Annotated in this window: 15 protein-coding genes and 1 pseudogene; 4 read left to right on the forward strand and 12 right to left on the reverse strand. The window is 32.4% G+C overall.

The window, feature by feature from the left end:
* The 9 genes and pseudogenes from ACQKNI_RS19090 to ACQKNI_RS19130 all read right to left on the reverse strand — a co-directional run.
* On the reverse strand, positions 1–869 hold an 869-nt coding region (locus tag ACQKNI_RS19090; protein ID WP_427282642.1), incomplete at its 3' end, for a hypothetical protein.
* 15 nt (positions 870–884) lie between these two features.
* Positions 885–1,970 carry a hypothetical protein gene (locus ACQKNI_RS19095; RefSeq protein WP_427282643.1) on the reverse strand — a complete coding sequence of 362 codons (1,086 nt, stop codon included), beginning with the start codon at positions 1,968–1,970 and terminating at the stop codon, positions 885–887.
* A gap of 350 nt (positions 1,971–2,320) precedes the next feature.
* Entirely contained in the window at positions 2,321–2,629 is a 309-nt protein-coding gene (locus tag ACQKNI_RS19100) for a hypothetical protein (protein WP_033714825.1), read from the reverse strand.
* A 25-nt stretch (positions 2,630–2,654) separates the two neighbouring features.
* On the reverse strand, positions 2,655–2,879 hold the full coding sequence (locus ACQKNI_RS19105; protein ID WP_427282644.1) for a hypothetical protein: 225 nt from the start codon (positions 2,877–2,879) through the stop codon (positions 2,655–2,657).
* 29 nt (positions 2,880–2,908) lie between these two features.
* Positions 2,909–3,352 (reverse strand): hypothetical protein, encoded by a 444-nt coding sequence (locus ACQKNI_RS19110; RefSeq protein WP_427282645.1) that lies wholly within the window; start codon positions 3,350–3,352, stop codon positions 2,909–2,911.
* A gap of 562 nt (positions 3,353–3,914) precedes the next feature.
* A complete protein-coding gene (locus tag ACQKNI_RS19115; RefSeq protein ID WP_098990608.1) occupies positions 3,915–4,160 on the reverse strand; it encodes a hypothetical protein in 246 nt (81 codons plus the stop codon).
* 103 nt (positions 4,161–4,263) lie between these two features.
* Entirely contained in the window at positions 4,264–4,839 is a 576-nt protein-coding gene (locus ACQKNI_RS19120) for a hypothetical protein (protein WP_427282646.1), read from the reverse strand.
* Positions 4,840–5,001: 162 nt separating this feature from the next.
* A pseudogene (locus tag ACQKNI_RS19125) lies at positions 5,002–5,382 on the reverse strand (adhesin); the annotation flags it as partial.
* Between the two features lie 147 nt (positions 5,383–5,529).
* Positions 5,530–5,739: a helix-turn-helix domain-containing protein gene (locus ACQKNI_RS19130; protein ID WP_098270656.1), complete on the reverse strand. Its 210-nt coding sequence runs from the start codon at positions 5,737–5,739 to the stop codon at positions 5,530–5,532.
* A 139-nt stretch (positions 5,740–5,878) separates the two neighbouring features.
* On the opposite strand from ACQKNI_RS19130, the gene ACQKNI_RS19135 reads away from it, so the two are divergent.
* Entirely contained in the window at positions 5,879–6,262 is a 384-nt protein-coding gene (locus tag ACQKNI_RS19135; protein ID WP_097904817.1) for a helix-turn-helix domain-containing protein, read from the forward strand.
* A 271-nt stretch (positions 6,263–6,533) separates the two neighbouring features.
* Here the strand turns inward: ACQKNI_RS19135 and ACQKNI_RS19140 are convergent, their stop codons facing one another.
* Positions 6,534–6,785, reverse strand: coding sequence for a hypothetical protein (locus ACQKNI_RS19140; RefSeq protein WP_427282647.1), 252 nt, complete (start codon positions 6,783–6,785; stop codon positions 6,534–6,536).
* A 24-nt stretch (positions 6,786–6,809) separates the two neighbouring features.
* Positions 6,810–7,964, reverse strand: coding sequence for an AimR family lysis-lysogeny pheromone receptor (locus ACQKNI_RS19145; protein ID WP_427282648.1), 1,155 nt, complete (start codon positions 7,962–7,964; stop codon positions 6,810–6,812).
* Positions 7,965–8,455: 491 nt separating this feature from the next.
* On the opposite strand from ACQKNI_RS19145, the gene ACQKNI_RS19150 reads away from it, so the two are divergent.
* Positions 8,456–9,451, forward strand: coding sequence for a Replicase RepFR55 (locus ACQKNI_RS19150; RefSeq protein ID WP_427282649.1), 996 nt, complete (start codon positions 8,456–8,458; stop codon positions 9,449–9,451).
* 506 nt (positions 9,452–9,957) lie between these two features.
* Here ACQKNI_RS19150 and ACQKNI_RS19155 read toward each other — a convergent pair.
* Positions 9,958–10,536, reverse strand: a complete 579-nt coding sequence (locus ACQKNI_RS19155; protein ID WP_427282650.1) for a DUF3967 domain-containing protein — start codon at positions 10,534–10,536, stop codon at positions 9,958–9,960.
* 511 nt (positions 10,537–11,047) lie between these two features.
* On the opposite strand from ACQKNI_RS19155, the gene ACQKNI_RS19160 reads away from it, so the two are divergent.
* Both ACQKNI_RS19160 and ACQKNI_RS19165 read left to right on the forward strand, forming a co-directional pair.
* On the forward strand, positions 11,048–12,271 hold the full coding sequence (locus ACQKNI_RS19160) for a ParM/StbA family protein (protein WP_088233080.1): 1,224 nt from the start codon (positions 11,048–11,050) through the stop codon (positions 12,269–12,271).
* 20 nt (positions 12,272–12,291) lie between these two features.
* On the forward strand, positions 12,292–12,648 hold the full coding sequence (locus tag ACQKNI_RS19165) for a hypothetical protein (RefSeq protein ID WP_427282651.1): 357 nt from the start codon (positions 12,292–12,294) through the stop codon (positions 12,646–12,648).
* Positions 12,649–13,584 lie beyond the last annotated feature (936 nt).

Raw genomic sequence — 13,584 nt, forward strand, 5'->3', positions numbered from 1 at the left:
TTTTCTGGTTCTGTTGGTTTTTCTGGCTCTGTTGGTTTTTCTGGCTCTGTTGGTTTTTCTGGCTCTGTTGGTTTCTCTGGCTCTGTTGGCTTTTCTGGTTCTGTCGGTTTTTCTGGTTCTGTCGGTTTCTCTGGTTCTGTTGGTTTTTCTGGTTCTGTCGGTTTTTCTGGCTCTGTTGGTTTTTCCGGTTCTGTTGGTTTTTCTGGTTCTGTTGGTTTTTCTGGCTCTGTCGGTTTACCTGGATCTACTGGTAGTTCTATAGGTGGTTTTGGTTTTTCTGGCCCTGTATTTTCTGTATTACCATTCTCACCTTCTGGTGTAACTGGTGGATTCACAATTGCATCTGGTTTCTTCTCTTGTGGAAGAATATCTCCTATACTCGCTACTGAAGAATCAATATTTTGATCCCCAAATGCAAAATGGTCTCCGTTCACGGTGACTTGTGGCTTATTATCTGTAATAGCTGCAATTACACTATCTTTTGTAGTATCTTGAATCCTTTTATCTGTTGTTTCTTTATCAAAGAGTGCTAGAACACGAGAATTGGTTTCATCTCCATTTTGAAGATTACTTACAATGGATTTATCCTTGAAATTAATCTTTGATTTATCAATCTCATCAAGTACATAAGCAACCTCATTATCTTTACTTTGAATTGCATTCTCTGTAATTGCTTCAAAATCTTGTTTGTTCAGATTTTCTTTCTTCTCCTCCGGCTTACTTTTATCTGCTTTTTTTGTAATAGCTGACTTACTTTTTGAAGATTCCTTACTTCCAAACCCACTACACCCCGTAGTACTCATTATTAATGATCCACCAAGAAAAACAATTCCCATTTTTTTATACAGATTCTCATAATTTAATGGCATGCTATCTTTTCCCCCTTAGATGTCCTTTAGATCTTTATCAATTTTTTCAATCTTAGTTTTCTTTTCCTCTTCACTTATGGTAGATTGTTGAATATCTCGTTTTTCTAATTCCTTAATCTCTTTCATCAAGTTTTTATTCCCTTGCGTTTTGGCAAAAGAATAACAATCCTCATATTTTTTTAGATTCACAAAAGCTTCAACAATTAGCTTTTCACGTCTACCATCCATACTGACTTTCCCTTTAAGCTTGATTACCTCTTCATATTTCTTATTAAGTGCTGCCTTTTCAAAGTCGATCACATCATTCTTGACATCAATCTCATTGATCTTATTCATGTTGTCTATCCCAATAAAATAAGCAACCACACTCTCTGCAAATTTTGGCTCATATTGTAATGCCTTATTTGCCTTTCCATTCAATAAATAAGTAAATAAAACTGCCTTTTGACTATCTTTATCTAATTCTTTGTAATTGACCTTATCAAAGTATTTAACGGCTTCTCCATATTGTTGAATGGCTGCCTGTTGTAACCCTTTTACTACATATTGTTCAGAACCAGCATTTACACTCGAAACCGGCTTGGAAGAGAATAGTTTAAAGGCAAATATGGCACCAGCTCCAATTAACACCACACTTCCTATGACACTCGCAATCATCTTGAATCCTTTTCTATTTTCCCTTTCAAGCTTTACTTGTGTTTTCACTTCATATGGTGGACTATAGGGGGATTCCTTCTTTTTTTCTGGTAATTCTTCTTGATATTCATATTCTTCATGAAAAGGAGAATCACTGATTTCCTTTTCTAACGTTTCTAACAGCTCCTTCTTTTGTTCCTCTTGTTCCGGATCTAATTGCATCACATTCATTTTTTTAGAAATATGGTCAAAAATATGATCCGCATATCTCGAACCCAGTGATAAAGTACCGTTATAGATTTCATTAGAAAGACCATCTAACAAATCAAAATCTATATGTTCTTGGCACCCTGATTCTCTATAAACACGTTCTAATCGTTTGGTTAATATATAAGCTTCATAAAACGAATATTGCCTACCCGAATCAATTTCTGTTCCATTACTACTTTGAAAAATGACAAACATAGCTTCTCCCTTCTTCTATTTAATTTGAATTGTATATAAACTTTCCAAATCGTTTAAAATAGCTAATTATTTATTGAAAAACAATTAGCTATAATTTGAAAAATCAGAAACATTTACTCAATGTTTTTTCTAAATACCCATGATATTATTTATGTGCTGATGTTCACCATCCCAAGAACTCAGTAATTTCATCCACAGGCTCTACTCTCATCCTTTTGAGAGTGGAGCTTTTATTTATAAGGATTATCCTCAATTCTATTTTTACAAAATTCGAATTTCATAAAAAAAGGGCAACAAAAAAAGCCATACCCTTTGCATAGCTTCCTCATTGCCTTATTTATATTTGTTAACTATTTCATCCAAAGAAACGGGAATAAAATTTGACCAAATTTGACATTACTATTTACGCTCTCTGCTAAGTATTGGCATCCCATTACGATAACGAGTCCGGCTGCCCCACCAATAAACCACCAAATACATTTATGTCTTCCTCGTTCACCACCCCAAATTAATAGATAAGCTCCCCAGCAAAATACAATAGCTGTACTCACCATTGCCCCTCTTTGCATCCAAGTAATAAATGAATTACCCGTATTAATTAGACCATCCATTGCATCACCTAACACTAACATTTGAGCTATTGTTTCAAACATGTACATTCACTTCCTTTTCGTTTTTGGCTTCTTATACATTGCTAAGCTGACTTGACTCGCTCGGCTTGCTGTCTTCTTTTGCTTCTGTTGGTGTTGCCTTATAAGCTTGTAAAGCTTTCATTACTAAATCTTGATTTTCTTCAATACATTTCTGATGATGTAAATGAAGCCAATGGTTATAATCCTGACCATTGGCTTTTAATAGATTTGCCACCATTTCTTTTTCTTTTTTTAATTCCTTCTGTGTAATCGCCACTGTATCACCACCTTTCAATGATTATGTGATTACTTTTGGTATTGCTCTTTGCAATTTTCAACAAAAAAACTAAGTTCACTTTCAAGTTCTGATGGCTTAATTTGTGGGATTTTAATATCTTTTTTTAATTTTCCTTTTTCATAATATGCTAGTGAATCTCTTTTTTGAGATAATCCCCAATCATACGGGTTACTTGAACCCGGTATATCTTTACCCTCTTCATCTAATTCTTTTACCTGGACTTTTTCTTGTTGAGCTATTTTTTTTACAGCATGAAGCCAATCCTCTCTTTTTTTCTTAGTGGAATTTAGCATAACAAAACCAGTGCCATCCTCACTCATGAACTTCTTCATTTCTAAAGGACTAAGTTCCATTACTTCCCCTTTTCCAGAGCTAAAGACAAATGTTGAACCAATACCAATTGCAATTAATAATCCAACAACAGCGGAAATAATCCACCCTTTACGACTCATACATGTTCCTCCCTTTGCTATATTTTTATAAGTGATTTTGAAGTGTGATAGGACACATTAAAACTTCAACATCTGTCCTTTTTTATAACATTTTAAGGAAAGTAGGATATAAAGTGTAAATGTCATTTGTGGCTGGAATGACGAACCCTGTATTGATATGCGTATAGAGACTAATCCCGACTTAGTTTCTATATGCCCAACACCGCACTACGTATTTTGGCATGAACGTAGAACCTTTTGTATCTATGGTTTGTGATGTTCGTCGCTTCTTCAGAATGTCGAAATGGGATATTCCTCACGACTACTGACACAAACAGATCTTTGATACAATGCATTTCCCAGTGGTCACAGATGAGTTTTACGATTTTACTCATCCAACGATAATCGTACACCTAACCCCTCTAGTGACCTTTTGAAGGGGGGCACGCATATATATTGAAAGCCATATATCATCCTTCTACATCATTACTTGAAGGAAGAAATACGCAATATATATCTAAATTGTCAAAGAGCAAATGACTTTGTGCTATGTTCTCAGCACACTTCAAAATCGCTTTTTTATTTACATTTTTTGTTTAACAGCTACTAATTCCGCTTGTTTATGTTTTCGTTTTGCAATTAAGTTTTGATGTTCGTCTCTGACAGAACGCACTTGATAATAAATTTGAGCTACTTTTTCGATGTTTCCTGTGGTATTTTCAATTGCCATGGAACCTTTCAGTTCGTATGTTTTTCCATCAAAAGTTTTAATACTATGAGCTTGTGATGCGGCAATATCATAAAATGTGAGCCTTTGTTCTTTTCCCATATGAACGCCTCCTATTTTTGATAAAGAAGGGAGAAAAATGCTTCCCTATTCTCTAGTTTTCTAGCCATCTAGATAGGACGGAATAGTGAACGAGTGCTTTATATCATGCTAGGATTGTTGTGTTGTACGAAGTGATAATGCGTTGCGCTGCTTCTTTTCCATAGATGTGCTGTAATGCGGAGTGGGATTCAACCACGATTGAGTTACGAATGTGATACGTAGCACTGTTTTGTAAAAACTGCTCCATATGAGGGATCGGGTACAAATCATATTGATGAAATACCAGGTGAATAGGTCTTATATTCTTACACTCTGTTAGATACTGAAGAAAACTTGATAATACTTCTCCTCTTTCTTCATAAGTGCTTTGTTCTGTTTCTACACGAATATAAACAACTACTTTTTGATACCTATCAATTTGAAGTGTTTCATAACCAACAAATAGCTCATGATTGAGTATGTGATATCCTTGTTCTTGCTTCTCCTTATGTGTATCTTTATAAAACATGCCTTTCGGATCAAAAATAAAAATAAAATTATCAGTTGCTTCGTTCAATCTTTCTATAACCGATCTATAAGTACCAAATCGAGCTTTTAAGACACCAGGAATCATATCCCTTTCATCCACTCCTCTCAGCGCTTTAATCATCCTTGTGTACTCCTTTGCTACACCTAACATGTACGATGCTCCTTCCCATTTTTTCTACTGACGATTAGCGAAACATCAGTTCTTTAGAAAGCCAGGGAATTTTGCGCTGCCCAATTTCTTCCCCACGTTCCCCTAAATTTTTCGCTTTACCGACATAGACTTTGGTCACTACCTTTTATCTTCTTTTCGGTTTCATTCTGCTTTTTTACGATTTTTTATTGCAAATACGAATCCTATGGAGACAAGGACGATAAATGCAAAGCCAATCCATTTCAAATGCGGATTCTCAGCTTTCCCTCCCGGGGTAGGAAGATTACCTTCTAATTTTTCTACTTTCCCTGATGTTTTTCTGAGTTGCGGTTTTGTAATAATCTGTTGTGGTGTAACAGGTTTATCTGTTACTTTTAATTATTCTGTTTTTTGTGGTTGTTCCGGTTGATGTGGTGTTGATGGTGTCGGCTGCTTCTGATTCTTCACCGTATGCTTAATAATTTCACCATCTTCTTGGATTTCAAAGGAGAATGTTTCTTCGTTAATCAAGTATCCTTCTAGTGCGAACGTTTCAACATGACTAATAGCTACCTCAAATGATATGCATTTTATGCTGAAAAATCAGAATTTTAAGATTAAAAAAACTAAAAAAATAAAAATAAAATTGTGCCTTTTCTTCATTACTGATTTAAAATATAAATGTATAATTGTATATTACTAAGCATTGCTTTATTCCAACCTTGCCCGATAGTATGTTGCGAAAAAGAGGCTCTCGATAGGTACTTCCAAAAAATCCGCAATACTTTTTGCACGACTAGAAATCAGACCTTTTCTTCCTGATTCTACATCATACAAAGTACTGACTGGAATTTTAGAACCGTTTGAAACATCATTAATTGTATAGCCCTGTGATTCACGAATTTCTCTTAGAACTGTCAAATATCTCCCCCCTTATTTACAGTTTATTCGTCTTTTAGCCTAAAGTCAACACTTAAAGTTCATATTTTTTACACTTTAAGTGAGAAGTGTAGAGACTCTTCTTAAAACCTACTTGTTTAAAATTGGAGTGATAACTTATATGAGAATTGAAGAAAACGTACTAGGAAAAAACATAAAGAAATTAAGGGCTTTAAAAGGAGTAAATCGAAAAGAAATGGCGGAAGATCTTAAAACTACTTATAGGACTGTTTCTAGTTGGGAAACTGGAGAAAAAAAACCACGCCTAAACAAATTAGAAGAAATCGCAAATTATTTTGACGTTAATACAGCTTCTTTATTAAAGAGTGAAATCCCTGATAAAGAATTATTAAATACTATAAAGGGAGAAGATCCTGTTGAACGTCTAGCACGACTGCTTTATGAAAAGTACATGAGCGTTCCAGATAAACACAAACCTAGAATTGAAGAAGAATTACTAAAATATGCAAGCAAATTAAAGATGCAAATTGATAAAGAAGAATAGAGGGTCCCTACGATTGAGACTCTCTTATTCTTCTTTACAGCTATATTCTGAACATAATTCAATAATTTCACCAAATGTTTGTAAATCCATCTCTTTTATAATCTCTGTAAGCTCATGTATACTTAATTTCATGTCTATCCCTCCATTTTCAGATTGTGAATTTAGACACATAAATTTCGCAATTCCTTATTTAGAAATTTATAAAACATTTTATAAAAGCACAAAAGACACCGTTTAAACGATGTCTTTTTTAAATAAACAAGATTAAGAATCAGCCGCCACCACCGGGATCAACCATTCTATTCATTATGTCTTTATTAACTGTATATTTCAAATTAGATTCATGTGATTCAAATAAATTCGTATATCCTTCACCAGGATCTACATTCATATAAGAAACAAATTGATTATCAACATGTTTATATTTAAAATGCCATTGATGCGCTACAAATTTATCTGATAAATCATTTACTATTGTTATCAAAAGTAAGGTAACTACTATCAATCCAAATAACTTTTTCACTCTATTCGCCCCTTTCTGTAAAAACTACATTACAATTTCTATATATTCTTCATATACTCCTTCTGCAAATTTCCCGTACAAGAAATCATTATTTGACTTAAACATATTAATAGATTTCTTTATTAATGCTAAATCATCCTTAGCCATCCCCATATAGCATGTCTGCAATGCTGATAAGTACCCTTTTTGAGTTTCAATTTTTTCTAATATACTTATAGCTTCACTTTTTTTCCCTTCCTTAATTAAAAAAAGTGCAAATTCAGCCGGATGAAGTTTATTAAATTCTATTTTATCTATATCTTTCCACCAAACAATTCTAATAAAATTGATATTGTTTAACGCTATTGCAAATTTTAGACTCTCTTTCACCCCACTCAATATATTTAAAGCCTCCAAAAAGAATTTTAAAGACTTATTGTAATCAGAGAACATGTAACTTTCTCCACGCCTAATATTCAAAAATGCTTCCATGACTGGGAAAAATTTTAGATCTCTATATGTCCTTAAATATGTATTATTTTCTTCAAAATCTTTACCCATATCTTTTCTTAAAAGCGAATAACTCCATAGTTCTTTTACCCAAAAATAATATAAATCCTTTAAATAACTATTAGTCACCAATTTCATATTATTTTCAATCCTAATCTTATATCCTTCCATCAATCCAAAATCACCTAAATCACATAAAATTAGCATGCTAAGTATGTCACAATAGATTTCTATATCATAATTTTTTTTATTGGTCATTGTTCTAGCTTTCTCGATATCTAAATATACACCTTTAACATTCTCTCCATCCAAACGAGCAATATATAAACTGAAAACCTTTTCCAATCGCCTCATTTCAATGTCTTCACTTTTCTTGCATAATTGCGAAAGAAACTTCATTAATTTCAAATAATCATTTAAATGTGCAATTGCAAATGCAACTTTTACATTTATATTCATTCTATCTTTTAAAGCACTTAAATAATTAATAATCATTTGTTCTTGCTTATCTTTATCCTCTTCAAAAACAACATATATAATTTTAGAAAAAGTATATACTGATAACGCATTATTCTTGTTAAAGTAATTTGAAATGGTTGATTTAGCAACACCAACCTCTTTTGCAAGGTCTGTGTATGTCATATTTTTAAATGATATGTAATCATCAATTTCTTTTGCTAGATTCTTCATATATATTCACCTCTATTTCAGCTATATTCAGTTTAGTTTATAAAATATTCAGAAATATATACATTTAATGCGATTATACCATACCAAAAAACTCCATATTTTTCTCATTAATAGACAGAATATTAAGTTTATTTAAAGCGAATGAATAATAATTTTAACTATATTTTTCTCTTTAACATTAAATATGAACTTTAAGTGTTGATATTCTCTAAACGGAATTGTAGAATATAGATAACTTATCTATGTACGCAGGTTTTATAAACCAAAACAAAAAAAAACCCCACCGTCCAGTTTTTAATTGGTTTCTAGTTTGGCGACCGGATCCAATTAAAAACTCCAAAAGATAGGGTTTTAATTCACACTACAAATGTACGTGTTTTTCTTTAATATCATGCTTGATATTAAAATTATATCATAAGGTACATACTATGTGAATATAAAACCTCTGTTTTCTTATTTATTTGTGGTGGGAAAAATAGGAGGTTTTTTCTGTGTTATTGCACAACTTTTTGCTCAGGCGAGCAAAATCCGAATTAAGTCCCCGAATCAAACACTTATCCAAAACACCTGGGGCTATTAATCAGGCAATCAAAAAAGTTACTACTTATATTGATAATATTGTCCTAGAATATGAAGGTGTTACTACAAAGGATTATCTTACCAAACGAAAATATGAAGCTTTAGAAACTGTTTTATCATATTTAGTACAAGAAGGATATTCGCAAGTAAAGCAAGATCATATCAGCAAAAAAGCAGGTATTTCAAAACCAATTATTAACTACGTGTTTAATTGGTTACAAGACTTGGGAGTGTGCCAACAAATTAAAGTACGAAGACATGGTAAAATTGCCCCTTCAATTTACATTTTAACTCTACATAGCAATTATTTAAAAATCATTGAATATTTCAAGATGAAATGGGCTGTAGCAATTGATGTCTGTTCTACTTTCACTAAATTTTCAAAGAAAAAACTCTTTAAAAAAGTTATTGAATCCAAACATGAGGAAAAGAATACTTTATCTAATCGCATAGATGTTTTAAATTTTGAAGAACTAGAAAAAGCAAATATTAATTCACAAAATGCTATTGATAGATCACAAGATTTAAATGATTATTTAAGTGAAGATCAGAAAAAGGCATATCGCTATATAACAAGTCAACCTGTAACATATTTAACAGAACAGGACGCTTATACTATAGCCTTAAGAATACCGCAAAGAATTGATCGTTATCAAAGATGGGATTTTGAAAAATGCGTTGAATGGTTTGAATATAATCAAGCTGAAATAAGTAATCCTGCTCATTTTATGAAAATGTTCGCTGAAAAATCCAAACAAAGAACAGAGCGTAACGATTTTGAAGCGAAAAAAGCCTTAACTAACATGGACCATGCACAAAAATATGAAAGCAAACTTCCAATTATAGACTGGCTTAATAACAAGAAAATGGATTCCATTTTGCAAAAAATGGGCGCTCTAAAGCCCTAATAAAAAAACATCTAAAACTTAGCCTTGCTCAAAAATAATATAATTAGCAAGGCTATTTGTCATGTATTCTTATAATCCCCGAGCAACGTACTATTTTTCCAAAAAAGGAAATCAAAACACCTCTCAGATCTTATAATTATTCCTCTTTTTCTAAACTATTCAGCTATGAAATTTCCATTCATACGAAACTGAAAATTCTATCATTTACTCATAAATTAACCTTGTAATTTACTAAGATAAAATCTTGAATCACTTGATACAGCTAGTCTAGCATCTCTAAAATAGATTCTAATGTTTATAATGATTTTATTTTTTAAACAAGATTTAATAAATACAGTATTCTATCCTAAAGAGGAAACATTATAAGTATGTTCTTTATCATTTTCCGACAGAAGACTGTTTCCTAATTTTTGTGATTATTCGGGGAATTATATCAAATTTACAAAAAAAGTAGGGAAGCTTGTATGTTTTTACAAGCTTCCCTACTTTTTTACGTATTATTTAAGTTATTTTTTAAATAGTTTAGCGAACCATGATTTTTCTTGTTGAGCAGACGCAACTAACTTCTTGGTTTCTTGTATTTCTCGAACCACTTCTAATAACTGCTGATCTCTATTGTTTATTTTTTTATCAATAGTCTTTTGCTGTTCATCAATCTTATTCGTTAGTGTTTGATTAGTTTGTTCTAAATTGTCTATGCGTTTTAAAAGTTCCATATTCATAGCTTTTTGTTCTTGAAAATATATAGAAACCTCTTTCATACTCTCATACATCGTCTGAATAATTGGTTTCGTTATTTCATTGTCTTCATCACTATCTTCTACTACAATATAATCTACATTTTGTTTTAACATCTGCTCTATTATTTCTGGTGGTTCTTGTGCATCTTTCATATTAGCAATTAATTTAAAAAGCTCTAATGCTTCCTGTTCATATCTCAGCGTTCGCCCCTTCGTCCCAGTGACGGTTGGTAAGTATGGTTTGAATTGATCCCGCCAGGCCTGAAGGGTTGTCCGTGGCTTCCCAAGCATCCTTGCTATATCTGCAAGGGAATATGTTTTCTTATAAGGTTCTTCCCTATCCATTCCATCGTCCTCCCCTCATCGTCATTTGTTGTTATCAATGTCCGACATGTTGTCATTGTATTGTTATTGACCATCATTCATGTCGGTCATGTTGTCATTGTATTGTTATTGGCCATCATTCATGTCGGTCATGTTGTCATTGTATTGTTATTGACCATCATCCATGTTGGTCATGTTGTCATTGTATTGTTATTGACCATCATTCATGTCGGTCGTGTTGTCATTCCATTGTTGTTGACCATCATCCATGTCGGTCATGTTGCTGTTTTACTGTTATTCATCATCATTTATGTTCGACATGTCGGCGTCTAACTGTTATGTGTTTAATTCGTTTGAAAGAAGGTATTTCCTTGTTTATTTTGAATTTTTTAAGTATATAGGTTAATTAAATAATAAGTACGATTCAAGTCGTACTTATTATTTAAAATGTTCTTATTTTTGATTAAATGCGCTAAAGCATAATCAAAAGTAGCACTTAAGTCGTACTTAATGTATAAAGGGGGAATTATAAATGAAAATTGGAAGAAAAGTAGCGGATTTCGGAAATAGTTTTAATAATTTCATGGTTGATGGTTATTATATTGAACTTGCAACGAATGTAGTTAAGATTTCAAAGAAACAAGCTGAGGATTTACTTGTTGATCGTATTTCTAAACCAGAAGATTTACTGGATAGATTACTAATTTCCACTGAAATCGAAGGTGAAGAGTCTTACTATTTAGTTGGGCAATTGGCTGAAGATAATCAGTTAGCAAACTCACATGTAAATAAGATGCACGATAAAATAAATAGTCCTATCCCATACGTATGCTTTTTAGGAGCAATTGCATATTATCATGCCCTTAATGCTGATCAAGAAGATAATGAAATTGAAATTGAACACATGAGTATGATGCTTCCAATTTGGCTTTTAAAACGCGAAGAGAAATTTAGCATTGCCCATAAAAAAATGGAAGAAAGATTTAACGGTGAACATAAAGTTAAAGTGTTAACACCAGGAATGGAGAAAGAACTAACTATTACAGTCCAATCAGCAAAATGTAGAAATGAATCAGAAGTTGCTAGACATTCTTTAAAATATAAAATGGTTTCAAAAGATCAGAATACAAATGTAATTAGTATTGAAAAGCGCTATGAATCTGAGCGATTCGATGACTATGAAGTAGTTTTAACTGACATTGGTGGCGGTTCTACAGATGCTGTGCGATTAGGTAAAGGACTTACTACACCTAAGCACAGAGATTCTTTCCAAGTTATCGATATTGAGCCATTCTTGGGATACCTAGAACGCTTTAGAAAAGAAAAATTGATTCAATACTTTAAGGATCTAAGAACATTAGAGAAATTTATAGTTAATAAATATAAAGTACAAAAGTATGTACTATCGAATGAAAATACTGGTGAAGAATATGATTTTACAAATGAAATTGTAGAGGCACTGAAAGAATATGCAAGGATTTTAGTTGCTAAAATTCTTGATGTATTCATCCCATCTAGTACGAATACAGTATTGAAATTCATTTATATCGGAGGCGAAGCACCCGTTTTAGAACCATACATCCGTCTCGCTTTATTGAATCATATGTCTGAAATGGCTGCTAAAAACAATCACTTCTTCTTGAACGATATTATTCAAAATAGCGACAAAGAAGTATTTGCTCCAACTTCACGTACAATTAATCTAACTGCATTAGAATTAAAAGTAATTGATGAAATGAAGGGACAGCTAGCTTAAAATAAAAGGACGTGCTGATAATGGCTACAAATAGAAAAATGGCATTACATGCTGATAATATGCCTGAAGATGTATATAGGATCCTTAATGAAAAAGCTAATGGTAGACAATTAACAGCATTTGTTGTTGAACTGGTACAAAATGAAAAACGTTATGAGCAACTACTGCAAAAATTAGATAATGTAGAACAGAGATTAAATCTTTTAGATACAGTTGAAAATAAATTGGATATTTTACTTACTAACGGATTTGTTCCCACACAAAGACAAGAAGATTTAAAAACAGAGGAGCCCATATTGCAAGAAGGTAAAATTATTAACGCTAGGGTAGTACTTGGTGGGATTTCTGAAGAAGATAACGAAGAGCTTGATTTCTAACTAGTAAAGAAGACCTTTAGGTATAATCCTAAGGTCTTTTTATATTTATGTGACCTAAATTCTGTTGAATTGAACTACCCTCCACTTAACACGCTTATGGGTTATTTGAAGTGGGGGATTCCTACGAACAGCAAAGTATTCTTCGGTTATCCTAGTAGGCTAATCCCGTAGTTCCTACGGTTAATACGAAATTCGTACAGTATCACAATCTTGTTTGGTTTTTTTGACACCTAGAAATAGACCTGGTTTTGGTAGCACGAATCCCACTGATATAAGTCATCTTTCCCCTTTAGGTATGGAAGTGTCAAAATGAAGTAGTCCTGATATCACGGCTATAACCTCCTTTAAATTATAGAAATATCCCTATTTCTATAATTAGATATTTCCCTATTATTCTGCTTTTATTATTTGAAAGGGTGGTATAGAGGGCGCATCTGAAAAATTACTGATTCTATTGTATGTATCACTTATCACTATTATAATCCCTCTCGGAATATAGATATATCCCTATTTCTATAATTAGATATTTCCCTATTATTCTACTTTTATTATTTGAAAGGGTGGTATAAAGGGGGCACATCTGAAAAATTACTAATTCTATTGTATGTATCACTTATCACTATTATAATCTCTCTCGGAATATAGATATATCCCTATTTCTATAATTAGATATTTCCCTATTATTCTACTTTTATTATTTGAAAGAATCGTATAGAGGACGCATCTGAAAAATTACTGATTCTATTATATGTAACACATATCACTATTATAATCCCTCTCGGAATATAGATATTTCCCTATTATTCTACTTTTATTATTTGAAAGGGTGGTATAAAGGGCGCACATCTGAAAAATTACTAATTCTATTGTATGTATCACTTATCACTATTATAATCTCTCTCGGAATATAGATATATCCCTATTTCTATAATTAGA

The organism is Bacillus sp. NPDC094064 (assembly GCF_050279585.1).
Taxonomy (GTDB): Bacteria; Bacillota; Bacilli; order Bacillales; family Bacillaceae_G; genus Bacillus_A.

Excerpts from the sequence above, each read along its gene's own strand:
- ACQKNI_RS19095 (WP_427282643.1), bottom strand. The coding sequence starts at position 1,970 with ATGTTTGTCATTTTTCAAAGTAGTAATGGAACAGAAATTGATTCGGGT.
- ACQKNI_RS19100 (WP_033714825.1), bottom strand. The coding sequence starts at position 2,629 with ATGTACATGTTTGAAACAATAGCTCAAATGTTAGTGTTAGGTGATGCA.
- ACQKNI_RS19110 (WP_427282645.1), bottom strand. The coding sequence starts at position 3,352 with ATGAGTCGTAAAGGGTGGATTATTTCCGCTGTTGTTGGATTATTAATT.
- ACQKNI_RS19115 (WP_098990608.1), bottom strand. The coding sequence starts at position 4,160 with ATGGGAAAAGAACAAAGGCTCACATTTTATGATATTGCCGCATCACAA.
- ACQKNI_RS19120 (WP_427282646.1), bottom strand. The coding sequence starts at position 4,839 with ATGTTAGGTGTAGCAAAGGAGTACACAAGGATGATTAAAGCGCTGAGA.
- ACQKNI_RS19135 (WP_097904817.1), top strand. The coding sequence starts at position 5,879 with ATGAGAATTGAAGAAAACGTACTAGGAAAAAACATAAAGAAATTAAGG.
- ACQKNI_RS19145 (WP_427282648.1), bottom strand. The coding sequence starts at position 7,964 with ATGAAGAATCTAGCAAAAGAAATTGATGATTACATATCATTTAAAAAT.
- ACQKNI_RS19155 (WP_427282650.1), bottom strand. The coding sequence starts at position 10,536 with ATGGATAGGGAAGAACCTTATAAGAAAACATATTCCCTTGCAGATATA.
- ACQKNI_RS19160 (WP_088233080.1), top strand. The coding sequence starts at position 11,048 with ATGAAAATTGGAAGAAAAGTAGCGGATTTCGGAAATAGTTTTAATAAT.
- ACQKNI_RS19165 (WP_427282651.1), top strand. The coding sequence starts at position 12,292 with ATGGCTACAAATAGAAAAATGGCATTACATGCTGATAATATGCCTGAA.